This window comes from Micromonospora sp. CA-240977 (genome assembly GCF_050942285.1).
GTDB lineage: Bacteria > Actinomycetota > Actinomycetes > Mycobacteriales > Micromonosporaceae > Micromonospora.
In genome coordinates this window covers 5,142,056-5,166,748 of sequence record NZ_CP192055.1, presented here as the reverse complement: position 1 = coordinate 5,166,748, position 24,693 = coordinate 5,142,056, and the positions used below count along the sequence as shown (strand labels likewise).

The following is a 24,693-nucleotide window of genomic DNA, read 5'->3' as shown; positions in this document are numbered from 1 at the left end:
CACTTACCGCCCTGGACTCTGGCGTTCGGGCGTGGCAGACATCGACGTGATTCTCCTGTCTCCATCTGAGCGTTGTTGCCACTCATGTGGTAACGAGCCGGTGTTTCGGTTGAGAAGACACCTCCGGATCGACACATGCCGGAGTGGCCTCATGGGCGACTTGGGGCTGGTTCTGATCTTGGCCGGGCAGGCATGTTCCGCGCTGTGGTCGAGGTCCAGATGCCGCCGGTCTACGCCGACCGCGCGGGTGCCCGCACCGACGGGCATCTGCAGAAGGAACCACCCGGCGGTGTCCACGATGAGCCGGCCGATCATGGACTCGGTCGTTCTCGGGGCGGGCTGACCACCAAAATGCATCTGGCCTGTGAACAGGGTCAGAAAGTCCTGTCGGTGATCGTCACCGCCGGGCACCGCGGGGACAGCCCACAGTTCATACCGGTCCTGCGCCGCATCCGAGTGAGCCGGCTTGGTGTCGGCCGGGCCCGCTCACGCCCGGTCCTGGTGCTGGCCGACGAGGCCTACACCAGCCGCGCCAACCGCCGATATCTGCGCTCCCGCGGGATCAAAGCCTGCATCCCGAGCAAGAGCGACCAGGACGCCCACCGCAAAGCCAAAGGCTCACGCGGCGGACGTCCGCCGACGTTCGACCCGCAGCTCTACCGGTTGCGCCACGCCGTCGAGGACGCCATCGCCCGCCTCAAACGCCACCGCGGCGTTGCCATCCGCTACGACTGTTAGCCGTCCGGTTCCAAGCCGTCCTGACCATCACCATTATCAGCGAATGGCTATGACCTGGTTATGAAACACGTCTTAACTTGATTTTTAACCTGTGCGGCGTGGCCTCGGGCTATTCGAAGTCTTCGTTTTCTTCGTGTCGCCTTTCGGTTTTGTGCTGGTGGCGGCGGTGACGATGTGGACGTCGTGGCGGGCTGCCGGGTGGCGGTTGCGTAGTCCGGGTGGTCGGCCAGGTCCTGGCCGGGAGGGTTTCGGTGCGCAGGCGGGGTTGCCGGCTTTGGTGCGTAGGTGCCGAAAGCCTCGGCGGACGCGGGCGGGCGTGAGTCGTTCGGGTGGTGCGGGGCGTTCCCAGGGCCGACGCAGGTCGCCGACGGCGCCTCGGGCGAGGCGTAGCTGGGTGTAGGCGGCCAACACGGGCCAGGTCCACCGGTCGGCGGCGTGTGGGTCTCGCAGCTTCGGGCTGGTCCAGCCGAGGGTCTGTTTGAGCATGCGGAAGGTGTGCTCGATGTCGAAGCGGCGCAGGAACGCTTGCCAGAGCAGGTCGACTTCGACGTCGCTGGCGGTTGCTTGCGACCACCACAGCCAGACCGGTTTCGCGATAGCACCTGATGGCAGCCGGTCGACGGTCAGCAGGATCACGGTGCCCTCGATGATCGGCAGCGGGCCGTGTTGGGCGGTCCAGGCGGTGCGGTGGGTCAGCCTGGGGTGCAGTCGGTGCCAGGCCCGGGCGGTCGCGGTGCCGTAGAGACGGGTGTCGGTGGTCGTGGCTACCTCCGGGTCGCTCCAGCTGCCCGGGTCACCGAAGATGAACTCGCCGCCATGCCTTCGTGGGCGGCCGGTGGTGCCGGGCAGCCGGGGTGGCGTGGGTCGGCGCAGTACCCGGTCCGAGCGCATCCGCACCAGAACCTGAACCGGCAGGTCGGCCAGCAGGAACGCCAGCCGGGGCCCGTCGTATCCCGCGTCCGCGACGATCCACACGTCCGGATCGCCGGGCTGCCACTGTCCGGCAGCGATCAGCCGCTGCACCACGTCCCGCAACTGCCCGGCGGTGGCCGTTGCGGCGTCGTGGCCGGGTGCCAGCCGACGGGCGTCCAACGGCGCGGTCCACGAGGTGCGCCCGGCCTCCAAGGCGGTGACGTACGAGTACGGCCAGCCCGGAACCCCGATGTGGGTGTCCTTGCCGCGCCCGTAGGTGTGACACAGCACCCGCTGCGGGCAGGTGTGCGCCTCCGGCCGCAGCCAGCACGTCACATCCACCGCCAAAACGATCCGCCCGTCCGCGGCCCGCGGCAACGGCACCGCCGCCACCGCGGTCCGCAGCCGCTCGACGTCGATCCGGCCGCGATTCAACGCCGCGTACAACGAACCGTGACCGCGGCGGTGCTCACCCACCAGCGACAACTCCACCAGCGACCGCACCGGCGCGTCACCGCACAATAGCGCGTCCGCCAGCTCGAACAACGCATCCCCGCGAGCGGTCAGACAACGATGGAACCCACGCCGGAACGCGGCCAGCCGCCCGACCTCATCGGTCGACCCAGCATCGTGCACACTGATCACCAGACAGCCCTTGGTTTGCGATCTTCTTCCCTAGACAAGAGGAATGATCGATCAAGGGCTGTCCCCATGATCAGTCGGGGTCGATGCCACCGCCCAGCAGGTTAAAGATCAAGTTAGGCGGGCCGGAAGCTCCGGGCCGCCGACCTGGTCTGCCACGAGTAGTAGTTGTAGGCACCGGCATTCAGCACCGGGCTGCCGGAACAGTCCGTGGTGGGGTAGACCGTGACGGCTCCGGTGAGGTTGAACAGCCCGTAGGCGTCGAACGGCAGGGTGGTGCAGTCGTCCGTCAATGCGGTGTACCAGGCGGTCGGCCCCTGGAAGAAGTCCAGGTAGCGGGCCGGGATTCCGTGGTAGAAGCAGGCAGTCTCCGTGGCGCACACAGGTTCCCCCTTGTACCGGGTGCTGGGCCCGGTGGGGGTCGTCGCCGACGCCGGTCCAGCGGTGGCGGCGACGGCGAAGGCGGCCGCGGCCGCGGCGCCGAGCACGGCAGCGGCGATCTTACGAGTGACGTTCATGTCGCGCCTTTCGGGAGGAGTGGCTGGCTGCCGATACGGCAGGGAATGAGGGTGGCCGGTGGAGTCTGGCGGGGAAGGCCAGGGATCGCGGCGACGGGATTGCCGCTGCACGACTCGAGCCCTCGCAAGGGTGTCAGAAGGAGTAAGAGCCGAAGCGGCCCCAAGCGACGAACGCCGCGAGCAGGATGAGGACGATGTTGACGATGACGTTGGTGTACTCCTTGCGCCGGGCGTGAGTGACCACGGCGCCGACCATGAGGACGATCAGGCCGACCGCCGCGACGGGCGCCAGTACCGGGGCGATGTCGAACGCGGGCGGCAGGATGAGACCGGCAGCCGCGGCAATCTCCAGCGCGCCGATAATTTTGATCAAGGAGTCGGGGAATGACTCGACCCACGTCTGCCCGGAGCCGGCCAGTTGCTCCTTGCTGCGCAGCAGTTTCATGATCCCACTGGCGAGAAACACGACGGCGAGCAGGATCGCGGCGATCCACAAGACAACGTTCACGGTGAGTTCCTTATGAGCAGTCGACAAGAAGGTGGGTTGCGCCTGTCAGGCCGCCGGTGTCAGGGGTAGCAGGCGGATGACGGGGAACTGGCGGCTGGTGCGGGTCTGGTAGGTGCGGGCATCCGGCCAGTACGTGGCCCAGATCTCGTATAGGCGGGCCCAGTCGGAGTCGGACGGCCGGACGACGGTGGTCTGCGCCTGCAGGGTCTGGCCGCCGACTTCGATGGTGGTCGTGCCGGGGCCGACCTCGATGTTGCCGACCCACGCGGGGTCGCGCGGTGCCCCGCCGGCGGTGCCGCACACCAGGTACGCGTCACCGTCGGTGGCGGCGACCAGGGGTGTGACGTACTCCCGGCCGCTGATGGGACCGATGTGGTGCAGCAGGACGAGTTGTTTGCCGGCGAAGACGCCCCCGACGCGTCCGGCGCCGGCGCGGAACTCGTCGATCACGTGGGCGTTGGCGTCTGCGTTGCGGTCTGGCACGGCGTTCTCCTGCTTCAGAAGATGGTTCGGTGACGCTGTGGGTGGACGGTGATCGGAGCGCTCGCGTCGCGATGCCGGTCCGGAGCAGAAGTTGATGCCTGCTGGCCGGGCCTTCGTTCACGGCCGGAGGATGATCTTGCCGCCGGCGTGGCCGCCGGCGAGCAGCGCGTACGCCTCGCGGGCACGTTCGAGCTCGAACTCGGCGGCGATCGTGACAACGATGACGCCGTCGGCGGCGAGCCGGACAAGGTCGAGCCGGGCGGCGGTGCGGATACGTTCGGTCTGCGGGCCGGGGCCGAGGGCTTGCGCCCCGTGGGCGACGGCAGCGTGGAAGTTGGCGATGGTCACCACCCGGGCGGGATCGGCGACCAGCGTCAGTGAACTGGTCATGGCCTCCTGGGTGCCGGCGGTGTCGATCGCCGCGGATACCCCGTCAGGCGCGAGGGCGCGGACGCGGTCGGCCAGCCCGTCGCCGTAAGTGATCGGCTCGACACCTAACGCCCGCAGCCGCGGGTGGCGTGACGGAGCGGCGGTGCCGATGACGCGAGCGCCGCGAAGCAGAGCGAGCTGGGCGACCATGCCGCCGACCGAACCGGCCGCGCCGTGCACCAGCACCACGTCTCCCTCGGCGACATCGGCGGCGTGCAGGGTGTGCTCGGCGGCGGTGCCGCTGCCGAGCACACCCGCCGCCTCGACGTGGCTGAGCGCAGCCGGCTTGTGCAGCAGCATGCCCGCCGCGACGGTGAGCTCGGTCGCCTGCGCCCCGGGCAGCCACTGGCCCAGGACCGCGTCGCCGACCTCGATCGGCCGGCCGTCGCAGCCGACGGCGTCCGGGCCGGTCGCGGTCACGATCCCGCTGAACTCGTTACCCAGCCGCAACGGCAACGCCCGCTCGTCGCGGCCCATCATCCCCGAGGCTTGTTTGAGGTCGAACGGGCTGATCCCCGTGGCCCGCACGGCAGCCGTCACCTCCCCCCGTGCCGGGCGACGCGACGCCACGTCGATGACGTCGATGGTTGCCGCGCCGTCCCAGGCGGTCGCGGCGACGGCGCGCACCATGCTGACGACTCCCGGTCTCAGTAGCCGACGTGCTGACGGATCAGCACCAGGTGGACACGGCCGGGCAGTTCCTGGCGGATCTCCAGCAGCTTGCCGATGTAGCTGTGCTGGCCGTACGCGGCCTGCGCCCGCGCGTCCTCGAGCTTGAGGCTGTGCTGCGCGATCCGCTCGTGGGCGGCCTGCAGACTGGGCACCAGCTTCTGCACTCCCGCCACGAAGATCACATTCGCGGCGCCCCATGCGTACGCGGCGAGCTGGCTACCGGACGCGGACGCGATGACCAGCGCCCCGTCCGCGGTGACGGCGTGCACACTGCCCAGCGCGTAGTCGGCCTGCCCGGCGATAACTTTCATCTGCTGTGCCTGGGTCTGGTAGTCCAGCGCCATCATCTTGTTGCGGGCCGACTCGTAGGAGCTGTCCGAGCCGTTGATCGCCTCCTCGATCCCGGTCTCCTGCAGCGTGACCGAGGTGTTGGTCATCACCGACGAGCCCTGCGGGATACGTCCCAGCACCGCATCGCGGGCGGCACCGAGGTCGTCGACGACCTCGACGCTAAAGCCGTGCTCCTCCAGCGCGACCACGGTCGCTGTCAATGTCCGCTCGTCCGGCAACCTGGTGAAACGTTCCTCGGTGTTCAAGTTCGCCGTCATGGTCTCTCCCTGATAACTGATCAAACGTGCCTGTGTGCTGCATACGGTGGCCGAAGGATCGCGGCCCACGACCGAGCATAAGCGGACTGTACCCCGCTTAGCTAGATGGTGGTTAGGATCGCCACATGAACGGCATACCGGTGACCTGGGGAGCGCCGCGGCCGGAGCGCGCAGACGCGGCACGTAACCGCGCCCAGTTGCTGAGCACAGCACGGCAGATGCTGAGCGAATCCGGTCCTGACGACCTGACCATGGACGCGCTGGCCGAGCGCTCCGGCCTGGGCAAAGGAACGGTCTTCCGGCGTTTCGGTACCCGAGCCGGCATCTTCGGAGCTCTGCTCGACGAAAGCGAACACGCCCTTCAGGAGCAGGTGCTGTCGGGCCCGCCACCTCTGGGCCCCGGCGCCGAGCCGGTGGATCGACTGATCGCCTACGGCCAGGCCCGGGTGCGCTGGCTCATCGAAAACCGGATGATCGCCCGGTTCGCACTCGACGGCCGCCAGCCCATCCCGGGCGGGGCCCGCACCTCGGCGTCACAGATACACATCCGGATGCTGCTACGCCAGCTGAACCTCGACGGCGTGAACGTCGATCTGCTCACCGTTCAGCTCACCGCGGCCCTGGACGGGCCACTGCTGTTGTACGTGTCCGCCGACGCACTGACCAGCACGGCCCCGCAGGTCGAACAGCAACTGGGCAGCGCATGGCAAGAACTGGTAAAACGCGTGTGCCGTCCATGAAAGTCAGGCCGGTCCCCGGCGACCGGGGACCTTACCGGTAATGACAGACCCTCCCAGGGCGGGTGGGCCTGGCCGTAGCGTCGAGGGCATGGACTGAGGCCCGCGACTTCCTCACCACCCGGCGAGCGAAGATCACCCCGAGCAGGCCGGGCTGCCGATCTACGGCGGTAACCGGCGGGTGAGCGGGCTGCGCCGCGAGGAGGTCGCGATGCTGGCCGGGGTCAGCGTCGACTACTACACCCGTCTCGAACGCGGCAACCTGACCGAAGTGTCGGAGAGTGTGCTGGAGGCGCTGGCCCGCGCGTTGCAGCCGGACGAGGCCGAACGTCTGCACCTGCTCGACCTGGCCCGCCAAGCCAACGCCACTCCCGCCGCAGCCCGGCACCGGCGGGCCCCGGCCTACCATGTCCGGCCGGGGTGCAGCGGATCCTCGACGGAATGACCATGCTGCCCGCCTACGTGCGCAACGGGCGCCTAGACGTGCTCGGGGGTCAACCCGCTCGGCCGGGCCGTGTCCGCGCCGCTGTTCGAGAACACGGTCGCCGCGCCGAACATCGCGCGGTTCATCTTCCTCGACCCGGCCTCGCGGGACTTCTACCTCGACTGGGAAGAACTGGCCGCGCGCCGGCTCCTCCGACCCCGCCCATTTTCGGCCGAGGATCCATCAAGAAACGGAAACGACACTGATGCGTGCAACCTTCATGTACTCCGCCGGCGACGTACGCGTGGTCACCGTGCCCGACCCAGTCGTCAAGCACCCGAGTGACGCCGTGGTCCGGGTGGTGCAGGCGTGCGTCTGCGGCAGCGACCTGCACCGGTACCACAACCTGCCGGCCACGGCTGACGGCAAGTCGATGGGGCACGAGTTCCTCGGCGTGGTCGAGGACGTCGGCTCCACGGTCACCACCGTGCGGCGCGGTGACCTGGTGGTGGCGTCGTTCGCCTGGCAGGACAACACCTGCGACTTCTGCCGCGAGGGCTACCAGACCTCGTGCCGGCACGGCGGGTTCTACAAACACCGGTGACGTCGGCGGCGGGCAGGCTGAAGCCGTCCGCGTCCCGCAGGCCGACGGCACCCTGGTCAAGCTTCCGGTCGGTGAGGATTCCGCGTTGCTGCCGTCGTTGCTGACGCTGGCCGACGTCCTCGGCACCGGACACCACGCGGCCGTCCGGGCCGGGCTCGGCTCGCGTACGTCGGTAACCGTGATCGGTGACGGCGCCGTCGGGCTGATGGCGGTCCTGGCCGTGAGACGCCTCGGAGCCGAGCGGATCATCCTGATGGGCCGGCACAAGGACCGCAACGACCTGGGCCGCGAGTTCGGCGCCACTGACGTCGTGGCCGAACGCGGCGACGAGGGCATCGAGCAGGTCCGCGAGCTGGCCGGCGGCGACGGCACCCACACGGTCCTCGAATGCGTCGGTCACCGGCCCGCCTACGAGCAGGCCCTCGGCGTTGTCCGGGTCGGCGGGGTGATCAGCCGGGTCGGCGTGCCGCAGTACGACGACGGCGACATCGGCTGGAATCTGTTCGGCCGCAACCTCACCCTCACCGGCGGCCCAGCCCCGGTCCGCCGCTACATCGAGGAGCTGATGCCGGACATCCTCGACGGCACGATCGAGCCCGGCCGGGTCTTCGACCGCGCCTATCCGTTGGAACAGACCCCGCAGGGGTACGCGGACATGGACAACCGCGACGTATTGAAAGCTCTAGTCCGCCCCTGACCGATAGCGGAGACATCACCTGTGACCACGGGCCCCAGCTTCGACCGGATGCTCCGCGGTCACCTCTTCGACCGCGCCGCAACAGCCGCCAGCACCGGCAGGGCCGCAGGCAGACCGAATACGAGCAGCAGTACGGGCAGCTCTTCGGTCCACGAGTACCCCACCGCAAACACGCCGATCGGCATGTTGACAACGCTGAGCAAAAGCCACAGCGGTACGAAGACGATGGCAGCCGCGATGAGGTCAACGGCGCGCCACGCGAGGTGACGCTGGACAACCGCGTCACGCTGCTGGACACGCTGCGTGAGCACCTCGACCTGACCGGGGCGAAGAAGGGCTGCGACCACGGCCAGTGCGGCTCCTGCACCGTCCTGCTGGACGACCGCCGAGTGAAGAGCTGCCTGGTCCTCGCGGTCACCCTGGACGGCCGGTCGGTGGTGACCGTCGAAGGGCTCGCCGGGCCGGACGAGCTGTCCCCATTGCAGGCCGCGTTCATCGCGCACGACGCGTTCCAGTGCGGCTACTGCACCCCCGGGCAGCTCTGCTCCGCCCGCGGCATGCTCGACGAGGTCGCTCAGGGCTGGCCCAGCGCGGTCACCGGCGACCTGAGCGCAGCGGCCGAGCTGACCGACGCGGAGATCCGCGAGCGGATGGCCGGCAACCTGTGCCGCTGTGCCGCGTACCCACACATCGTCGCGGCCGTGCGCGAGACGGCGGGCGACGCGGTGAGGGCGGCGACGCGGTGAGGGCGTTCCGCTACCACCGGCCAGCCGACGTGGCCGACGCGGTCGCCGTGCTGACCGCCGAGCCGCAGGCGGCGTACCTGGCCGGCGGGACCAACCTGGTGGACCTGATGAAACTCGGGGTACAGCGCCCGGACGTGCTGATCGACGTGACCCGGCTCCCGCTGGACGCCGTCGAGGAGTTGCCCGACGGCGGGCTGCGGATCGGCGCGACCGTGCGCAACAGCGACCTCGCCGCCCACCCGGTGGTCCGCCGGGACTACAGTCGTGTCGGCGAGGGCGGACAGGCCGGCGCGCAGCGACGACCCCATACCGGTTCGCCACCCCCGGTTCAGCACGACACGGAAGTCGACCTCCTTGGCGACGAGGTCAGCCTCGGCGCCGACGACAACCACCACCGAATCGCACCCGGCCTGGGCGGCCAGGTTACTGCTGCGGCGGACCAGAGACTGACCGCGGTAACGGATGAGGGCCTTGGTCGATCCGTAGCGGCGACCGCACCGGCCGCTAACACCAGTCCCGCGACGGGCTGATCTGGGCTCATTCGGGACCGCCCCGGACGCTGGTCGTGCTGCACGGCTGAGTGGCCCTCAGAGCAGCTTCTCCAGCGTGATCGGGAGCTCGTACTGGCGTCGGCCGGTGGCGTGCCAGACGGCGTTGGCGATGGCGGCGGCCGCACCCACCACGCCGATCTCGCCGACTCCTTTGATCCCGATGGGGTTCACGACCTCGTCGTGCACCTCGATGGTGTCCACCATCACGTCTGGGGCGTCCGCGTTGACCGGGACCAGGTAGTCGGCGAGGCTGGCGTTGGCCCAGCGGCCCAGCCGCGGGTCCATCCGGGTGGCCTCCAGCAGCGCCTGGCCCAGCCCCCAGAGCATCCCGCCCATGAGCTGGCTGTGCGCGGTCTTGCGGTTGAGCACCCGGCCCGGCGCGAACACGCCGACCATCCGGCGTACCCGGACCACGCCGAGGTCGGCGTCCACCGCGACCTCGGCCATCTGCGCGCCGAAGGTGTGCACCCCGTACCCGGCGTCCTGCGGCGGCGGGTTCCAGGTGCCGAGCACCTCCACATCCGGCGCGAAGGTGCGGTGCATCAGGTCGGCGTACGTCTCGCCGACGTCGGGACGGTCGCGCAGCACCATCCTGCCGTCGCGGACCTCCACGTTCGCCGGGTCGGCGCCGCGCAGCGGCGAGTGGTCGTCGGCCACCGCCCGCCGGATCAGCTCGTCGCGCAGCTGGGTCGCCGCCAGGTGTACGGCGGAGCCGACTGCGCTGGTGCCGGCGGAACCCACTGCGGCGGTGACGTTCGGCAGGTCGCTGCTGCCGCCCACGAACCGCACCCGCTCCACCGGAATGCCCAGCGCGTCCGCGGCGACCTGGGTCATCGCGGTGAAGACGCCGGTGCCGAACTCCGAGACGCCGGCCTCGACCACCGCGGTGCCGTCGTTGTAGAGCCGGGCCCGGGCCCGCTGCGGGTTCACCGGCTGGGTCACCGGGTAGAGCGCGCTGGCCATGCCGGTGCCGATCAGCCACTGCCCCTCCCGCCGGGACCGGGGCCGCGGGGCCCGGTCGTGCCAGCCGAACAGCTCGGCCGCCCGCTGGTAGCACTCCTTGAGCCCGCTGCTCGACCACGGTTTGCCACTCTCCGGGTCGGTCGCCGAATAATTGCGCAGCCGCAGCTCCAGCGGGTCGACGCCGATCCGCTCGGCCAGCTCGTCCATCGCGCACTCCAGCGCGAACATTCCAGTCGCCTCGCCGGGGGCCCGGGTGAAGGTCGGGGTGATGGTGTTGCCCCGGACCAGGTGGTAAATGCCCTCGTAGTTCGGGCTGGTGTAGGCCACCGACGGGCTCTGCAACGACGGTTCCGCCCAGTCGTCGAACTGCGAGGTGAGGGAGAGCTTGTGGTGGCGCAGGGCGGTGATCCGGCCGTCGGCCCGCGCGCCGAGGGTGATCCGCTGCTCCTGTTCCTCGCGGTGCCCGCAGGAGGTGAACATCTGCTCCCGGGTGAGCACCAGCCGCACCGGCCGGCCCACGTGCCGGGCGGCCAGCGCGGCCAGCGCCGGGTGATGCCAGACCATCGCCTTGGATCCGAAGCTGCCGCCCACGGCGTGGCTGACCACCCGGATCGAGATGGGTGGCAGGCCGAGCAGTTCGGCGAGGGTGAACTGGACGGCGTTCGGCCCCTGGGTCGAGTCGTAGATGGTCAGCCGGTCGACGTCCTGCCAGACCGCGGTGCTGGCCGACGGCTCGATCGGGTTGTGGTGGTTGGGCGCGAACCGGTAGGTGGCGTCCACGCACACCTCCGCATCGGCGAGCGCCTTCGCCACGTCGCCCCGGGACGCGTGCCCGGGCAGCAGGCCGCCGAAGATCCGCTCCGGCACGTAGGCCCGGTCCCGGCCCTGGTCGAGCAGGGTGGTCGCGGGCGTGCTCTCGTACTCGATTCGGATCAACGTGCCGGCGTGGTCGGCGCGCTCGATGGTGTCGGCGACCACGATGGCGATCGGCTGGCCGCCGTAGTGGATGGTCTCGTCCTGGATCGGGAAGAAGGTCTGCCCGGGCGCGGCCAGCCCGGCCAGGGAGGGGAGCAGCCGCGGCACGGTGGCGACCCGGCCCAGGTTGCGATGGGTGAGCACGGCGAGCACGCCCTCGGCCTGCTCGGCCTCGCTGGTGTCGATCGCGGTGATCCGGCCGCTGGCGATCTTCGCGTTCACCACCACCGCGTGCGCCAGGTTGGTCACCGGGACCTCGGCCGAGTAACGCGACTCGCCGCGCACCTTGAAGCGGCCGTCTACCCGGTTCAGGGTGCCGCCGATCGCCGGGCTCATGCCGTCCCCTCCCGCCCCGCCATCTCCGCCAGAGCGCGGACCATCGTCCGCCGGGCCAGCTCGATCTTGAACGCGTTCATCCCATGCGGCACCGCCTGCGCCAGCTCCGTGTCCGCGGCGCGGGTGAACGAGTCGGTGGTGGCCGGCGCGCCCTCGAGCACCCGCTCGGCCGCCCGGGCCCGCCACGGCTTGGTGGCCACCCCGCCCAGGGCCAGCCGGATCTCCGCGATCCGGCCGCCCACCACCGACATGGCCACCGCGACCGAGACCAGCGCGAACTCGTACGACTCGCGGTCCCGGATCTTCACGTACCGGGAGGTGGCCGCGACCGGGACCGGTGGCAGGTCGATGCCGGTCACCAGTTCGCCGTGGGTCAGCGGGTGCTCCCGTTCCGGGGCCTGCCCGGGGAGCAGGAAGAAGTCGTCGATCGGAATGCTCCGCTGCCCGGCAGCTCTCTCGGTCTGCACCACCGCGTCCAGCGCCACCAGCGCCACCCCTAGGTCGGACGGGTGGGTGGCGATGCAGCACTCGCTGGTGCCAAGCACCGCGTGCCCCCGGTTGACCCCCTCCAGCGCGCTGCACCCGGTGCCCGGGGCGCGCTTGTTGCAGGGCGTCTCGGTGTCGCGGAAGTAGCTGCACCGCACCCGCTGCATGAGGTTGCCGGCGACGGTGGCCATGTTGCGCAGTTGCGGGGAGGCGCCGAGCAGCAGCGCCTCGGCCACCATCGGGTAGCGCCGGAGCACCGCCGGTTCCTCGGCCACGTCGCTCATCCGGGCCAGCCCGCCGAGCCGCAGCCCGCCGCCGGGCAGTTCCTCGACCCGGTTCAACGGCAGGTCGTTGATGTCCACCAGACGGCGCGGCTGCGCGACGTAGATACGCAGCAGGTCGACCTGGGTGGTCCCGCCGGCCAGGAAGGCACTCTCCGGGTCGGCGGCGACCGTGCCGATCGCGGTGCCGACGTCCGCGACCCGGGAGTAGCTAACCGGCCGCACGGCTGCCCCCCTGTTCGTCCCGGACCCGCCGGATCGCCGCCCGGATGTGCGGGTACGCGGCGCAGCGGCAGATGTTGCCGCTCATCCACTCCCGGATCTCCGCGTCGTCGCCGGCGTGCCCCTCGGCCAGCAGCGCCACTGCGGACATGATCTGCCCCGGCGTGCAGTAGCCGCACTGGAGGCCGTCCGCGTCCAGGAATGCCTGCTGCATCGGGTGCAGCGTGTCCCCGTCGGACAGTCCCTCGATCGTGGTCACCTCGCGGTTCTCGCAGCTGATCGCGAGCGTCAGGCAGGCCAGCACCCGCCGCCGGTCGACCCAGACCGTGCACGCCCCGCAGGCGCCCTGGTTGCAGCCCTTCTTCGTCCCGGTCAGGTCGAGCCGGTCCCGGAGGGCGTCGAGCAGGCTGACCCGCGGCTCGACCGTCATCGTCCGGGTCTCCCCGTTCACCCGCAGGCGGACCTCGACTTCGTCCGGACCCCGGACCACCGCGCTGTCCGGAGCCGGTGCCGTCCGGGTCGCCTGGTACGACTTCACCAACTCGCACCCCCTCGTGTTCGACCCGACCATAGATTGCGGATCGGCGGGTTTTGCGATAGATGGACGGACTTAGCCCGGCCGGGTGCAGGGGCCGGCGACGCGCCGGGACGGGAGGGCGGGACGCGTGCGGGACGTGTTCGACGAGGTGCACCGCCGCTGGCGGACCGGCGAGGCGGTCGCGCTGGCCACCGTCGTGGCCACCTGGCGCTCGGCACCACAGCCGCCCGGCGCCGCGATGCTGGTCGCCGCCGACGGCACGGTCACCGGCAGCGTCTCCGGCGCCTGCGTCGAGGCCGACCTCTACGAGCGGGCGCGCGGCGTGCTCGACACGGGCACACCCGAGCTGACCCGCTACGGCGTCAGCGACGACGCGTACGCGGTCGGGCTGACCGGCGGCGGGGTGCTCGACGTGTTCGTCGAGCGGGTGGACGCCGACGGTTCCCCGAGCTCGACACGGTCGCCGCCGCGCGCCGGGCCGGCCGCCCCGCGGCGGTGGTCACCTGCGTCGCGGCGGACGCCGGCGACCCGCCGGGCACGGCGATGCCGGCCGACCCGGCGGGGCGGCTGGGTCGGCGGGGCGGCTGGGTCGGCGCGTGGTGCTGACCGGGGACCGAGTGGCCGGGTCGCTCGGCAGTGACCGGCTCGACGCCGCAGCCGCCGCCGACGCGCTCGGGCTGCTCGCCACCGGGCGCAGCGGCCTGCTCGAGTACGGCTACCAGGGGCAGCGCCGGGGTAGCGGCGTCAGCGTTTTCGTCGCGGCGTACGCCACCCCACCCCGGATGATCGTCTTCGGGGCCATCGACTTCGCCGCCGCGGTGGCCCGGATCGGCGCCTTCCTCGGCTACCGGGGACGAGGTGGTGGTGGACTGGCCGCACCGGTACCTGCGGGCGGAGCTGGACGCCGGCCGCGTCGACCCGCGGACCGTGGTCTGCGTGCTGACCCACGATCCGAAGTTTCGACGTGCCGGTGCTCGCGCTGGCGCTGCGCCACCCGCTGGCGTACGTCGGAGCAATGGGGTCCCGCCGGACCCACGACGAGCGGCGCAAGCGGCTGCGCGAGGCCGGGGTCAGCGCGACGCAGCTCGCCCGGCTCGCCGCACCGATCGGCTTGGACCTGGGCGGGCCGACTCCGGAGGAGACCGCGGTGAGCGTGGCCGCGCAGATCGTCGCGGGCCGCTGGGGCGGCACCGGCCGCCCGCGCGTGATCGTCGCTCAGTACTGCAAGGGGCATGTCGTCCGCGGTCTTCGTCGTTTCGTCGAGGCGTCAGGGCGGCAACCAGAAGCGGGTAGACCGGTCCTTGAGGTCGCCTACCGTACGTTGCGCCCTTTGTGGTGACCCGATCCACGGCCGAGTCAGCCCAAACCGCCAGGGCGTAACTCCCACTGCCACGCATTCACGTGCGGCGCTCTGAGCTACGTGCCACGCATCGTTTCGGCGCCATCCCACGCTCTCGCGGCTAGGCTTTCGCCCATAAGCCGCGATCAGGCTCCATTGCTGCTGTGGAGGCGCCGTGACCACCGCACCCCGACGGGCCACCCCGGCCGACCCCATGCCCAATGCCGCAACTAACGACTCCGTTCCGAGTGGCACCCCCCGTACGCTGCCTCCCGACCTTGGCCCGAACGCGATGGCGGTGCTGGACGGGCCCACCTTCATGTACTCCAACGAGGCGGGGGACATTCCGCAGGGGTCGGTCGGCGGGCTGGTCCATCAGGACACCCGGTTCCTGAACAGATGGGAACTCATGATCAACCAGGCGCCCCTTGTTACCCTGAGCTCGTGCACGGTCGACGACTACTCGGCCGTGTTCTTTCTCGCCAACGCCCCGCTGCCCGGTCTCGAGCCGAACGTTGTCGGTGTGCGCCGGCAGCGTGTCGTCGGCGCAGAGCTGCGTGAACGCATCGAGCTGCAATGCTTTGATCTGGAAGGTGTATCGATAGAGCTCCGCCTGCGGGTCGGGACCGACTTCGCGGACATCTTTGAGATCAAGGATGTGGTGCGAGACCGCTCCCCGGACATCACCCGCTCGCACGCCCCGGACGGATCACAGATGCGGTTCTCCTACCGCAACGGCTCTTACCAGGCCTACCTGGAGGTGTGCCCGGACCCTCCCGCGACCCGGGTGGAGGGTGATGATCTGGTGTGGGACGTCCGCTTGGAGCCGCACCGCGAGTGGCGGTGCGACCTGAAGGTGCCGCTTCCCTTCGGGCGGCCCGAGATCGTGCCGATACATCGGGACCTCGGCGAGATGGCGAACAACGAGGGGATCGACCCGGGCGATCGTTGGCGGTCGGTCGTGCCGGTCCTGCACGCGGACTCCGCGTTGCTGCGCGACGTGTTTGAGAAGTCCGTTCGGGACCTGACCGCGCTGCGCATCGAGAAGACGCTCAAAGGCCAGCGGATCATCCTGCCCGCTGCCGGACTGCCGTGGTTCCTGACCGTCTTCGGCCGCGACACCCTGATCACCGCCTACCAGTCAGTGTGCTTCGGGCAGGACCTGGCCCACGGCGCGCTCCTGGCGCTCGCCACCCATCAGGGCACCGAGGTCGACAATTTTCGGGACGAGGAACCGGGGAAGATCCTGCACGAGATGCGCGACGGGGAGCTGACAAAGCTGGGGCTCAAACCCTATGACCCATACTTCGGTGCCGCCGACACCACACAGCTGTGGCTCATCGTGCTCTCCGAGTACTGGCGGTGGACCCGCGACGACGACTTCGTTCGATCGAAGCGCGACAACGTGCATGCGGCGCTGCGGTGGATCGACGAGTACGGCGACCGGGACGGCGACGGATACGTCGAGTACGGCACCCGCTCCCCCCAGGGGCTGGGCAACCAGTGCTGGCGTGACTCACCGGACGGGGTGCTGTTCTCCGACGGGTCAATCCCCGTCCTGCCGATCGCGACCTGCGAAATCCAGGGCTACACCTACGACGCGAAGCTGCGCACCGCGGAACTCGCCGACGGCCCATTGCATGACCCGGAACTGGCCCGGCGGCTGCGGACCGAGGCCGAACAACTGCGCGAGCGCTTCAACCGAGACTTCTGGATCAACGAGCGGGGCGGCTTCTACGCACTGGGGCTCGACGGCGACAATCGCCAGATCGACTCGATGACCTCGAACATGGGCCACCTGCTGTGGAGCGGCATCGTGCCGCAAGAGCGGGCGGAAATGGTAGCGAGCCACCTCATGTCGGACGACCTCTTCTCCGGCTGGGGCGTACGGACCATCTCCAAGACCGATCGCGGCTACAACCCGATCGGCTACCACAAGGGCACCGTCTGGCCGCACGACAACTCGCTCATCGCCCACGGTCTCGCCCGCTACGGCTTCCGAGAAGAGGCGAACAGGATTGCCATGGCCATGCTCGAGGCGGCCCAGTTCTCCGCCTACCGCCTGCCGGAGGCGTGGTCCGGCTACGACCGGTCATCCAGCCGGATGCCGGTGCCGTACCCCACCGCCTGCAGCCCGCAAGCCTGGGCAAGCGGCGCGCCACTGCTCCTCCTGCGGACCATGCTCGGTTTCGACGCGCGCGACGGCCAACTCGTCGCCCATCCGGACCTGCCCCAGGAGATTGGGCGGGTTCTCCTGGCCGGCACGAACGCATTCGGCCAGCGCTGGGACGTGGAAGCCGCCGGTTCGCAGTCGCAAGTACGCCTCACCGCGCAGGCCACGCCCCTCGCACCACCGACCGATTAGCCTCGGTCTTTCATTTGAGCGCTGGTTCATAGCTGTTGCTCGATGAGATGGGTTCCAGGGATTTGCGCTGGAATGCAGGCATGCTGACGGCCCGGCCCGGCCCGGCGCGGGGCCGGGTTCCTCTGTGGAGCTGGTCGGAGCGTGAGGTTGCTGGGTCAGCCAGCGGGTTGGGGTAGCGTGGCGAGGCGGTTGAACGCGCTGGTCAGGGCGTTGGTCCAGGGCCAGTCGGCGGCGATGGCGAGCCGGGTCCGGCGGGCGGTGCGGGTGATCCGGGCGGCGACGTGCAACAGCTGGTAGCGCAGCTTCTTGGGTTCAGCTCGGGCGAGGCCACCGTCCAGGAGCAGGGTTTGAGTCCAGGCGAGTAGGTCGATGCCGGTCAGGGCGAGTTGCAGCCAGGCCTGGTTGATCGCGAAGTGTCGGGACGGGAACCGGCCGAAGCCGGTGTCCTTGCCGGTGCGGATGCGGTCCTCGACGTGGGCGTGGGCGCGGTGCCGGGCATCCAAGTGCTGGATGCCGCCGTTGCCGGCAGGGGTGTCAGTGGCGACGACCTTATGCCGCCAGCCTTCGACGGTGTCGAACAGTGACAGTTGGGCGCCGGGGTGCGGGCGTTCCCGGCGGACCAGGAACCGGGTCCCCTCGGGCCAACCGGCCGCCTCGAACAGGCCGGTGACCTCGCAGACCTCGGCGTGTTCACGCAGGCAGATCACCGCTGGTGTCGACGGCGCGGGGACCCAGCCGGTCGCGGCGCGGATCGCCTCCCGGACCGGCTCGGTGATCGCGGCGCCGACGGAGAACCGGAGGTCCACGTGCTGCTCCCGGAGGGACCGGATGTGGGCGAGGAAGCCGTGACTACTGCCGGCCGAATCGCTGCGGAGCAGGATCGGGGTGCCGTGCCGATGCGCATCGGGGATCTGAGCGAGGGCCTGGTCGAGGACGGTGACATGGTCGGCGGTGGTGTTCGACCCGGCGCGACCCTCGCGCAGCAGCCCGGCAAGGGCTTCACCGGTGTCTTCCAGGAAGCAGAGCAACGGGTGATAGCCGAACGTCTTCTTCCAGGTGCGGGTAGCTGCCTCCTTCTCGGAGTGGCAGATCACGATCGACGCGTCGACGTCCAGGACCAGGCCGTCGACCTGCCGGCCGGCCACGCTCACCTGCCGCAGGTCGCCGCGGACTTCGGCGTGCTGGGCCCAGGCGACCTCGCGGGCCCGGGCCCGCGAGGCACGTAGTTCGGCCAGCATCGGCTCGTCCAGCTGCGACAACAGCCGCCATGCCGTCGGGTCGGAGGCGACCCGCCCGAACAAGGCGGGCTGGTCACGCAGCACAGCCAAATCGGCGATGGCCTCGCCGCCGTCGGCGAGCATCACCGCCACATCCACGGCGATCCGGCCCGGGTCGTGCCCACCCTGCCGTTGCCGCAAACCAGCGAGAGCATCAATGAACGCGCTGCTCAGCCCGGTCGTATCGGCCAGATCAGCCAGCAGGCGGGCGCCGGCATGACCGACCACCCCCCGCCCGTCCCCGGTCACCATGATCTTCGGACGTGTTGCGGTAGCCTTCACCCAGCAAGTGCCTTCCGTGACAGGAACATGGGGCCTTCGACAAGCCCTATTTTCCCTGATCAGAAGGCACTTCTTGTTTCTTGCCCACCCTGTGGACCGCCCTTAACGAAGGCCGAGGCTAACCTGGGCAGCCGACAGGGGCCACCTCGCAACCATCAGCGATGACTAAACGCTCTACATTGGAGCGTTCGAGAGGGGAGCCCTCTCTGCGTACTCGACATTTCTGACGGGTTAGTGCGCAATGTGTCTTGGCAAGACGCCCTCATCGTCACGTATGACGACGGCACGCTCATGAGCTGGGATGTATGCAATGGCCCTGCGCAGGTTTCGGCTGAAGGCGGTGAGCCCTGGGCGCTCAGCGCTGAAGGACGCGAACGATACGGCTTGCCGCCAACGCCGACCGACTGAAAAATTTACCGGCGTGCAAAGCAGCTCTTGTGGTGATCCGCCGATGTCAGACAGAGAGGCCGTGGCGGACCGAATCCAACCTGACGGCTGCACAATTACGCAAGGTCGTGGGGGTCAGGCTTGAGCCAACCCTGGCCGTATCGTAACCTATGAGCATGCGCACCCCAGAATGGTGCACAGATGGTGCGTACAAGAGTTCGAATCCCCCCTCGGACACATTATTTCCCCACGAAGCGTGATTTCTCTTCGCGTTTCGAGCGATCCCCGTCCCGTTGGGCGGGGATTTTTGCTGTGCGGGTCAGGACGCTCGTCGGGGCGGTGAGCGGGAAGACCGCCGTGTCAGTTTCGATGGTCCAGGCGTCGTGGTCGCAGACGATGATCATGTTGTTGAGCCGCAGGTAGCCGGCGACGCTGTCTGGATCCTGGTCGCGCATCGCCGGGTGATGCCTACGCAGGCAGCTGTCGTGTCGAATCCTGTCCAGGAGATGGTCCTCTCGCACGTAGAGGGTCTTCTGTCGTCTCGATGAGGTGGGGCGGGTGCTGGTGTTGCCGTGTCGGCATCGGTAGCCGGCACGGTCGTGGACCCAGTGGGAGTCCATGATTCGGCCGCACACGCCGCAGCAGATCACTCCGGCCAACAGATTGCAGCGGGGGATGCCATCGGCTGGGGTCGGTGCGCTGTGGATTGCCTGAATGGCGACGAAGTGTTCTTCGCTGACCAGCGGAGTATGCGCGATCTCGCGGGAGATGACCCAGTCAGTGGAGGCGCTCCACCGTTGAATCTCATGGTGTCGATCGAAGGCTCCCTCGTCAGGGAGGGCATCACGGTCGGTGCGTTGACGGTTCCAGACCTGCCGCCCGGTGTAACGGGGGTTGGCCAGGATCGCCGCGACAGTGGTGAGTATCCATTGGCGGCCGCTGCGGTGGGGGTCGGAGACCTGGCCGAATGGCGTACAGGTCACCACGGATACCGACGAGACCGGCACCTCGGTCGCGATGACCTACACCAAGCCGGGCTGCGCGGCCACCGACTGCACCCTCTACTCCGAGTCGCTGGTGGAGTCGGCGCACGGCCAGTGGCGGAAGCGCTCGTCCAGCCTGTCGGAGCAGAGCTACAGCTACGACCAGGCTGGCCGCCTCAGCTCGATCCAGGACACCATCGGGGGGCAGTGCACCACCCGGTCGTACGGGCTCAGCGTCTCATCGAACCGCATGTCGACCAGCGCATACGGCCCAGGCGCCGACGGTGTGTGCCAAACGGCGACCGTAGCGTCGGCACGGACCTGGACGTACGATACGGCCGACCGGGTGAACACCGCCGGTTACGTGTACGACGCCCTCGGCCGCACGACGACGGTGCCCGCAATCGACACTGCCACGACGTCGGGGGGAACGTGACCATCGCGTACCACTCGACGGACCTGGTGGACACAATCACCCAGGGTGGGCGGACAACGGACTACGTCCTGGACGTGACCGGTGAGCGCATCCGTTCGTGGACTGATAACGCCAGCGGTGCCCCCGTACAGTCCCTGTACCACTACGACGGAGACGAGGACAGCCCGTCGTGGACACAGGAGACGGCTGGCCGGATCACCCGACCGGTGTCAGGCCTGTCGGCGATGGCCGGCATCTTCGACAGTGACAGCGCCCAGGTCAATTGGCAGATCACCAACCTGCATGGAGACCTGGTCGCGGCGATCTACGGTGGCGACGAGGGTCTGTCGAGCACCAGCGAAGCCGACGAGTACGGCACGCCACGCAACCCCGGCGACATCGGAACGCAGCGGTACGGCTGGCTCGGCGCCAAGCAACGAGCAGCGGACAGCCGTCAGGCATCACCCTCATGGGCGTCCGCCTCTACAACACCGCCACCGGCCGCTTCCTCCAGACCGACCCCGTCGAGGGTGGCAGTTGCAACGATTACGACTACGCCTGCGCGGACCCAGTCAACGCCTTCGACCTCGACGGGAAGCAGTGGTGCTGGAAGTTCTGCGGCTGGGGACGCAACTCCGTGTGGCAAATGGCCTTCCATGGGGGTCGGATGGCAATTACTGCAGCTGGGTTCTACGGTGGATTCAGCGCAGCGCGAGGCCGGTTTCGTGGGCTACGTTCCAGTTGGAAGACTTACAAGGCCGTCAAGAAGAACGGTTTCAAGGCGACCTGGCGACCGATTAAGAGAATGAGTTGGAAAGAGCGATTCAACTATGGCGCGTCGGCCGGTTCCGCTTGGATGGGGTTCCACGACTTCAGGAATGACTCGCGGGAGTTCCGGCGAGCTTGGGGTGGCACCAAGCGGGCCGGTGGCGAGAAATACTGCAATGTCGCCCGTAAGGTGAGCCGCTGGGCTTCCTGGGAAGGTATCCGGGATGCAGGTGAGTATGTATCGTGACTAACGAAGAGCCGATTGACAAGCGGAATCTTCGCCGGGCTCCGGGTCAGCGTCCGGCGTTTCTGGCGGCGTACTTCATCATTGCCTTGGCATTCTTCTTCAATAACGAGAATGTGTTGCTACGGCTGCTCGCCGGCGCGATGATGGCCGGCCTGGCAGTGCAGTTCGCCGGCTTTCTCTGGCGCCGGCTTCGAAGGAGGACCAAGAGCGTAGATCCGCCGGCGACCGATTGAGAAGATTGGCCGGCTGGCGGCGCGCGACGTGAAAGAAGGGGCGAGAGGGTTCGGCGTTCGGCCCTCTCGCCCCTTCGTCCGGCGCTGTCACCGCACCCGCAATCTGACCCACGAGGCCAACCTCGACCAAGATCAGGCGCACTGATCTGCCGCCGATCGCGTCGTACCGAGAGAGGCGCCGACGCAGCGACGGAACCGCTACCCGCATGGCCGCCTTCACAATACGGCTGATCCTCTATGCCCCACTGACGTGCAACGTGGACAGTCATGAGGTTGTTCGGCAGACGGTGGGTGGGCTGATCTCAATCGCTTACCTCCTGCCCAAGGCACGTGGCCGGTGCGGGCTGTACGAGTCGGCATTCGCCGACGGCCAGCGCTACGTGCGACAGGCTGTCGACGCGGTGGCACGGTTCTGCGCCCACCGCCGGACCTGGTCCGTCATTGTGGAGATCGCCCTGGTGGATGTGGCACTGGCTGCTTGGAACCGTCTGTCTTCAGACCCCTGAGGTGTTCGAACGCCGTGAGCCTGTTCTGTTTGTCATTCACGACGCGGAAGCACCGGGCCGGCAGCTCGCGATCGGTCGGCGGCCGGGTGCGAGCCCGGTTTGGGGGAGCAGACTGGGAGCAGCGGGGTGCCCTGAACGGCCTTGAACTGCGTCCAACAGCATCGAACGGCGTTCATCGGCACCCACCCCTGCCTGCGGCTCCATGTTCCCACAGGTCAGAGACGGTGCCGCGTCCTGTTTCATGCCGAAGAGGTCGCTGGTTCGATACCAGCATCGCCCACTCTCAGTTCATCACCCACATCCCGTTGTTCCAACCACACCCGCCGGGATTTCGACCCAGCAGGCGTCGGCAATGAATGCTGGTCGAGCTGCTTGACCGCGTCGACGATGTCGGGAAAAGCGTTAATGAAGGCGTCGACGTGGCGGGGATCGAAGTCCGCCGGTCCCCGGACCCCGCTCTGCAGGCAGCCGACGAAGTGCATGCCGGCGTCGCCCCGCCGCCGCGGGCGGTGCTGATCCGCCGGGTGCGGCGTTCATGGCTACGACCCTTACCGTCGTCTGTCCGCGCGACCGGCGAGGACCACGAACGTCACCATCCCGACCACCGAGACGAGCACCTGAGGCAGGATCATGGGAGCCGGTGCGCCGGTGATCAAAGCGGCCAGGGCAGGCACGGTGAACAGGATGGCGATGTCGTAGCCGGTCGCGGCCCAGTGCAGCGGGCCGGTCGGCAGGATACCCATGGGGGTGACGATCGGCGGCAGTTCGTGGCGGACCGCGCCGCGTCTCGCGGCCCGGAGCGCCCCCGCCGCCAGCCCCGGCCCGGCGGCCGCGCCCAACGCTATCCAGGCGAGATCATTTGTGCCCGGCGTCCGGGCCGCGAGCAGGGCGGCCGCGCCGACACCCCACGCGACGGCGACGAACATCGGCAGCACCGACCGCGCACCGACCAGTGTCGCGCCCGGGAGGTTGAGCAGCCGACGCAAGGCCGGCATGTCCCGATCCCGTCTCGCGTTGGCCGTGTACGGAGCGACCGCGGCGAGTCCGCTTGCCAGCCAGCCGGCGGCCAGCGCGACGCCCCAGCCGGTGAGAACGCCCAGGAGAGTCGGTATCAACAGCGCCGCCCCGGCGATCAGGAGATGCTCCGGCGATCGTCGGGCGACGGTGAGATCGTGGCCGACCACGGCCCGGGGACCGGTGATGCTCGGCAGCCCACCGCCTCTCACGGAACGTGTGGCCCACCGGCGCTCCTCGGCGGCCCGGGCGGCGATGCCCGGGTCGACGGTGACCAGTCCCGCGCCCGCGATGGCCCCCAGTGTGCTGCCTGCGGCAAGTCGGCGCAGGGGAAGTCGGTCGAGCCGCCATACCGCGACCGCGGCTACCACCAGAGCCGCGAGCGCCGCCCACAGCAACCAGGGTCCGCCCCGGCCGTCGACGGCGGCCTGCGGCCAGCCCCACGGGCCCGCCCATGCCGGCACCGCCGGCACCGGCGTCCGGACCAGGGTCAGGACCGCGGCCGCCACGCCGAGGATCACCGCGACCCGCTCCAGCACCATCGCCGAGGCGTCGGTCACGGTCTGGATCACCATGGCGAGGGCCCCGGTCAGCACGGCGGCAGCAGCGCCGGCGCCCACCACCGCCGCGGCCGCCGTCTGATCCTCCGCGCCGACGACGTTTACCACGAAGACGCCGTGCGACGCTCCGGCGACGGCGGCGACCGACAACACCAGCGCGGCAGAGGGGAGCAGAAGTAACCGCCGATCGACCGGGCCGGCCAACCACCACGCCAACGTGGCCGGGGTGGCGGTGACCGGACCGAATCGGGCGGCGAGTGTCAGGGCGAAGGCGTATCCGAGCAGAGCCACGGCGAGAAGCGGTGGGGCCGTCGCGGAATCCGCGGCGCTTCCGCCGCCACTGAGCAGCCGGGGCAGCGTACTCGCCGCGACCGCGACGCCTACCAGGACGCACAACGACACGAAGTAGAGGTTCCCGGCCCGGCCCCCCTGCTCGCGGCGGTGCTGCCTCAGCCACCGCCGCGACGCCCCGGGTGGGTTGGCCCGCCCCGGCCGCGCGCGGGACACCTCGAGCGTGGCGGACGCACGCCTCACCACGCTCATCGTGCTCCGCCGCGTCGACGGACCCGCTTCCCCGACGTGCCGGCCGGGTGGGCGACGACCTCCCGGTCCAGCGAGAGTGTCCGCCAGCCCGGGCCGGCGGCGAGCGAGGCGTCGTGGGACACCAGCACGACCGCGCCACCCCTATCGGCGTACTCGGTCACCAGGCGACCGACGGCGTCGCGGCCGGTTTCGTCGAGGTGCCGTTCCGGTTCGTCGAGCAGCAGGAGTCGGCTCGGACGGGCCAACACCATGGCCACCGCCAGCCGCTGACGTTGACCGGACGACAGTTGACCCGGAACGGTGTCGGCGAAGCCGTCGAGGGCGAGTGCCGTGGTCAGGTCAGCGGCGGTGAACCAGTCGTCCGGCATGGGCGTGTTGACCAACTGGACGAAGCTCAGGTGCTCCACGGCGGTGAGGTTGGGGTACCACGCGCCACCGTCGAGAAGGGCGGCGACAGACCGGCGGAAACGGGGGTCACGGTCGTCGGCCGGCCGTCCCTCGACCGTTGTCGTGCCGTGTAGTGGTCGCTGCTGACCAGCCAGGCAGCGGAGAAGGGAGGACTTACCGCTGCCGTTGCGGCCGCTCACCACCAGCACCTCGCCGGAGTCGACGTCCACCCTCAGGGCGCCGAACAGAGCTTTGTCCCGGTACCCCACGGACAGGCCACGGCACTCGAGAAGCATCAGGGTCTTCCTCCACACCAG

Annotated in this window: 28 protein-coding genes and 3 pseudogenes; 15 read left to right on the top strand and 16 right to left on the bottom strand. The window is 69.3% G+C overall.

Annotated elements, in window-relative coordinates; all coding sequences use genetic code 11:
* Positions 1 to 243: 243 nt before the first annotated feature.
* Positions 244 to 791, top strand: a pseudogene (locus ACQPWW_RS23370) (IS5 family transposase); the annotation flags it as partial.
* Positions 792 to 822: 31 nt separating this feature from the next.
* Here ACQPWW_RS23370 and ACQPWW_RS23365 read toward each other — a convergent pair.
* From ACQPWW_RS23365 to ACQPWW_RS23340, 6 genes are all read right to left on the bottom strand, one after another.
* Positions 823 to 2,295, bottom strand: coding sequence for an NF041680 family putative transposase (locus tag ACQPWW_RS23365; RefSeq protein ID WP_433125541.1), 1,473 nt, complete (start codon positions 2,293 to 2,295; stop codon positions 823 to 825).
* A gap of 113 nt (positions 2,296 to 2,408) precedes the next feature.
* On the bottom strand, positions 2,409 to 2,810 hold the full coding sequence (locus tag ACQPWW_RS23360) for a hypothetical protein (protein WP_433125540.1): 402 nt from the start codon (positions 2,808 to 2,810) through the stop codon (positions 2,409 to 2,411).
* Between the two features lie 133 nt (positions 2,811 to 2,943).
* Complete coding sequence (locus ACQPWW_RS23355) at positions 2,944 to 3,318, bottom strand: DoxX family protein (RefSeq protein WP_433125538.1); 375 nt, start codon at positions 3,316 to 3,318, stop codon at positions 2,944 to 2,946.
* 45 nt (positions 3,319 to 3,363) lie between these two features.
* Positions 3,364 to 3,801: a nitroreductase/quinone reductase family protein gene (locus tag ACQPWW_RS23350; protein WP_433125537.1), complete on the bottom strand. Its 438-nt coding sequence runs from the start codon at positions 3,799 to 3,801 to the stop codon at positions 3,364 to 3,366.
* A gap of 117 nt (positions 3,802 to 3,918) precedes the next feature.
* Positions 3,919 to 4,860: an NADP-dependent oxidoreductase gene (locus ACQPWW_RS23345; RefSeq protein ID WP_433125535.1), complete on the bottom strand. Its 942-nt coding sequence runs from the start codon at positions 4,858 to 4,860 to the stop codon at positions 3,919 to 3,921.
* A gap of 17 nt (positions 4,861 to 4,877) precedes the next feature.
* Positions 4,878 to 5,510 (bottom strand): LUD domain-containing protein, encoded by a 633-nt coding sequence (locus tag ACQPWW_RS23340; RefSeq protein ID WP_433125534.1) that lies wholly within the window; start codon positions 5,508 to 5,510, stop codon positions 4,878 to 4,880.
* A 125-nt stretch (positions 5,511 to 5,635) separates the two neighbouring features.
* Between ACQPWW_RS23340 and ACQPWW_RS23335 the strand changes: the two genes are divergently transcribed.
* The 5 genes from ACQPWW_RS23335 (at position 5,636) to ACQPWW_RS23315 (ending at position 7,972) form a co-directional block, all read left to right on the top strand.
* On the top strand, positions 5,636 to 6,250 hold the full coding sequence (locus ACQPWW_RS23335; RefSeq protein WP_433125532.1) for a TetR/AcrR family transcriptional regulator: 615 nt from the start codon (positions 5,636 to 5,638) through the stop codon (positions 6,248 to 6,250).
* 178 nt (positions 6,251 to 6,428) lie between these two features.
* The gene (locus ACQPWW_RS23330; protein ID WP_433125531.1) at positions 6,429 to 6,692 is read left to right on the top strand and encodes a helix-turn-helix domain-containing protein; all 264 of its coding nucleotides are present in this window, start codon (positions 6,429 to 6,431) and stop codon (positions 6,690 to 6,692) included.
* Between the two features lie 81 nt (positions 6,693 to 6,773).
* Positions 6,774 to 7,016: a hypothetical protein gene (locus tag ACQPWW_RS23325; protein ID WP_433134504.1), complete on the top strand. Its 243-nt coding sequence runs from the start codon at positions 6,774 to 6,776 to the stop codon at positions 7,014 to 7,016.
* A complete protein-coding gene (locus ACQPWW_RS23320) occupies positions 6,937 to 7,275 on the top strand; it encodes an alcohol dehydrogenase catalytic domain-containing protein (protein WP_433125529.1) in 339 nt (112 codons plus the stop codon). Before ACQPWW_RS23325 ends, ACQPWW_RS23320 begins: the two co-directional genes overlap by 80 nt.
* Positions 7,276 to 7,360: 85 nt before the next feature.
* Positions 7,361 to 7,972, top strand: a complete 612-nt coding sequence (locus ACQPWW_RS23315; protein ID WP_433125528.1) for a zinc-binding dehydrogenase — start codon at positions 7,361 to 7,363, stop codon at positions 7,970 to 7,972.
* 59 nt (positions 7,973 to 8,031) lie between these two features.
* Here ACQPWW_RS23315 and ACQPWW_RS23310 read toward each other — a convergent pair whose 3' ends face one another.
* On the bottom strand, positions 8,032 to 8,157 hold the full coding sequence (locus ACQPWW_RS23310) for a hypothetical protein (protein ID WP_433125527.1): 126 nt from the start codon (positions 8,155 to 8,157) through the stop codon (positions 8,032 to 8,034).
* 78 nt (positions 8,158 to 8,235) lie between these two features.
* Here ACQPWW_RS23310 and ACQPWW_RS23305 point away from each other — a divergent pair, with 78 nt between their 5' ends.
* Together ACQPWW_RS23305 and ACQPWW_RS23300 are read left to right on the top strand one after the other, a co-directional pair.
* Positions 8,236 to 8,718 (top strand): 2Fe-2S iron-sulfur cluster-binding protein, encoded by a 483-nt coding sequence (locus tag ACQPWW_RS23305; protein WP_433125526.1) that lies wholly within the window; start codon positions 8,236 to 8,238, stop codon positions 8,716 to 8,718.
* Positions 8,637 to 8,951, top strand: a pseudogene (locus tag ACQPWW_RS23300) (FAD binding domain-containing protein); the annotation flags it as partial. The gene ACQPWW_RS23305 and the pseudogene ACQPWW_RS23300, both read left to right, overlap by 82 nt.
* Positions 8,952 to 9,020: 69 nt before the next feature.
* Here ACQPWW_RS23300 and ACQPWW_RS23295 read toward each other — a convergent pair.
* The 4 genes and pseudogenes from ACQPWW_RS23295 to ACQPWW_RS23280 form a co-directional block, all read right to left on the bottom strand.
* Positions 9,021 to 9,161, bottom strand: a pseudogene (locus ACQPWW_RS23295) (nucleotidyltransferase family protein); the annotation flags it as partial.
* A 144-nt stretch (positions 9,162 to 9,305) separates the two neighbouring features.
* A complete protein-coding gene (locus ACQPWW_RS23290) occupies positions 9,306 to 11,543 on the bottom strand; it encodes a xanthine dehydrogenase family protein molybdopterin-binding subunit (RefSeq protein ID WP_433125524.1) in 2,238 nt (745 codons plus the stop codon).
* Positions 11,540 to 12,535, bottom strand: a complete 996-nt coding sequence (locus tag ACQPWW_RS23285; protein ID WP_433125522.1) for an FAD binding domain-containing protein — start codon at positions 12,533 to 12,535, stop codon at positions 11,540 to 11,542. Before ACQPWW_RS23285 ends, ACQPWW_RS23290 begins: the two co-directional genes overlap by 4 nt.
* Positions 12,522 to 12,962, bottom strand: coding sequence for a (2Fe-2S)-binding protein (locus ACQPWW_RS23280; RefSeq protein ID WP_433134502.1), 441 nt, complete (start codon positions 12,960 to 12,962; stop codon positions 12,522 to 12,524). Before ACQPWW_RS23280 ends, ACQPWW_RS23285 begins: the two co-directional genes overlap by 14 nt.
* A gap of 193 nt (positions 12,963 to 13,155) precedes the next feature.
* Between ACQPWW_RS23280 and ACQPWW_RS23275 the strand changes: the two genes are divergently transcribed.
* From ACQPWW_RS23275 to ACQPWW_RS23265, 3 genes are all read left to right on the top strand, one after another.
* Positions 13,156 to 13,710 carry an XdhC family protein gene (locus ACQPWW_RS23275; RefSeq protein ID WP_433125521.1) on the top strand — a complete coding sequence of 185 codons (555 nt, stop codon included), beginning with the start codon at positions 13,156 to 13,158 and terminating at the stop codon, positions 13,708 to 13,710.
* A 324-nt stretch (positions 13,711 to 14,034) separates the two neighbouring features.
* Positions 14,035 to 14,409: an XdhC family protein gene (locus tag ACQPWW_RS23270; RefSeq protein ID WP_433125519.1), complete on the top strand. Its 375-nt coding sequence runs from the start codon at positions 14,035 to 14,037 to the stop codon at positions 14,407 to 14,409.
* 175 nt (positions 14,410 to 14,584) lie between these two features.
* A complete protein-coding gene (locus ACQPWW_RS23265) occupies positions 14,585 to 16,774 on the top strand; it encodes an amylo-alpha-1,6-glucosidase (protein WP_433125518.1) in 2,190 nt (729 codons plus the stop codon).
* A 155-nt stretch (positions 16,775 to 16,929) separates the two neighbouring features.
* Here ACQPWW_RS23265 and ACQPWW_RS23260 read toward each other — a convergent pair whose 3' ends face one another.
* Together ACQPWW_RS23260 and ACQPWW_RS23255 are read right to left on the bottom strand one after the other, a co-directional pair.
* Positions 16,930 to 18,303: an IS1380 family transposase gene (locus ACQPWW_RS23260; protein WP_433134500.1), complete on the bottom strand. Its 1,374-nt coding sequence runs from the start codon at positions 18,301 to 18,303 to the stop codon at positions 16,930 to 16,932.
* A gap of 656 nt (positions 18,304 to 18,959) precedes the next feature.
* A complete protein-coding gene (locus ACQPWW_RS23255; protein WP_433125516.1) occupies positions 18,960 to 19,727 on the bottom strand; it encodes a recombinase family protein in 768 nt (255 codons plus the stop codon).
* A 10-nt stretch (positions 19,728 to 19,737) separates the two neighbouring features.
* Here ACQPWW_RS23255 and ACQPWW_RS23250 point away from each other — a divergent pair, with 10 nt between their 5' ends.
* The 4 genes from ACQPWW_RS23250 (at position 19,738) to ACQPWW_RS23235 (ending at position 21,872) form a co-directional block, all read left to right on the top strand.
* Entirely contained in the window at positions 19,738 to 20,139 is a 402-nt protein-coding gene (locus ACQPWW_RS23250; RefSeq protein ID WP_433125515.1) for a hypothetical protein, read from the top strand.
* A gap of 448 nt (positions 20,140 to 20,587) precedes the next feature.
* Positions 20,588 to 21,133: an RHS repeat-associated core domain-containing protein gene (locus ACQPWW_RS23245; protein WP_433125513.1), complete on the top strand. Its 546-nt coding sequence runs from the start codon at positions 20,588 to 20,590 to the stop codon at positions 21,131 to 21,133.
* Entirely contained in the window at positions 21,130 to 21,366 is a 237-nt protein-coding gene (locus ACQPWW_RS23240; RefSeq protein ID WP_433125512.1) for a hypothetical protein, read from the top strand. Before ACQPWW_RS23245 ends, ACQPWW_RS23240 begins: the two co-directional genes overlap by 4 nt.
* Positions 21,367 to 21,572: 206 nt before the next feature.
* A complete protein-coding gene (locus ACQPWW_RS23235; protein ID WP_433125510.1) occupies positions 21,573 to 21,872 on the top strand; it encodes a hypothetical protein in 300 nt (99 codons plus the stop codon).
* 239 nt (positions 21,873 to 22,111) lie between these two features.
* On the opposite strand, the gene ACQPWW_RS23230 is transcribed toward ACQPWW_RS23235, so the two are convergent.
* The 3 genes from ACQPWW_RS23230 to ACQPWW_RS23220 form a co-directional block, all read right to left on the bottom strand.
* A complete protein-coding gene (locus ACQPWW_RS23230; RefSeq protein WP_433125509.1) occupies positions 22,112 to 22,354 on the bottom strand; it encodes a hypothetical protein in 243 nt (80 codons plus the stop codon).
* Between the two features lie 66 nt (positions 22,355 to 22,420).
* Positions 22,421 to 23,989: a DUF6297 family protein gene (locus ACQPWW_RS23225; protein WP_433125508.1), complete on the bottom strand. Its 1,569-nt coding sequence runs from the start codon at positions 23,987 to 23,989 to the stop codon at positions 22,421 to 22,423.
* Positions 23,986 to 24,672: an ABC transporter ATP-binding protein gene (locus tag ACQPWW_RS23220; protein WP_433125507.1), complete on the bottom strand. Its 687-nt coding sequence runs from the start codon at positions 24,670 to 24,672 to the stop codon at positions 23,986 to 23,988. The genes ACQPWW_RS23225 and ACQPWW_RS23220 overlap by 4 nt, the downstream gene beginning before the upstream one ends.
* Between the last annotated feature and the right edge of the window lie 21 nt (positions 24,673 to 24,693).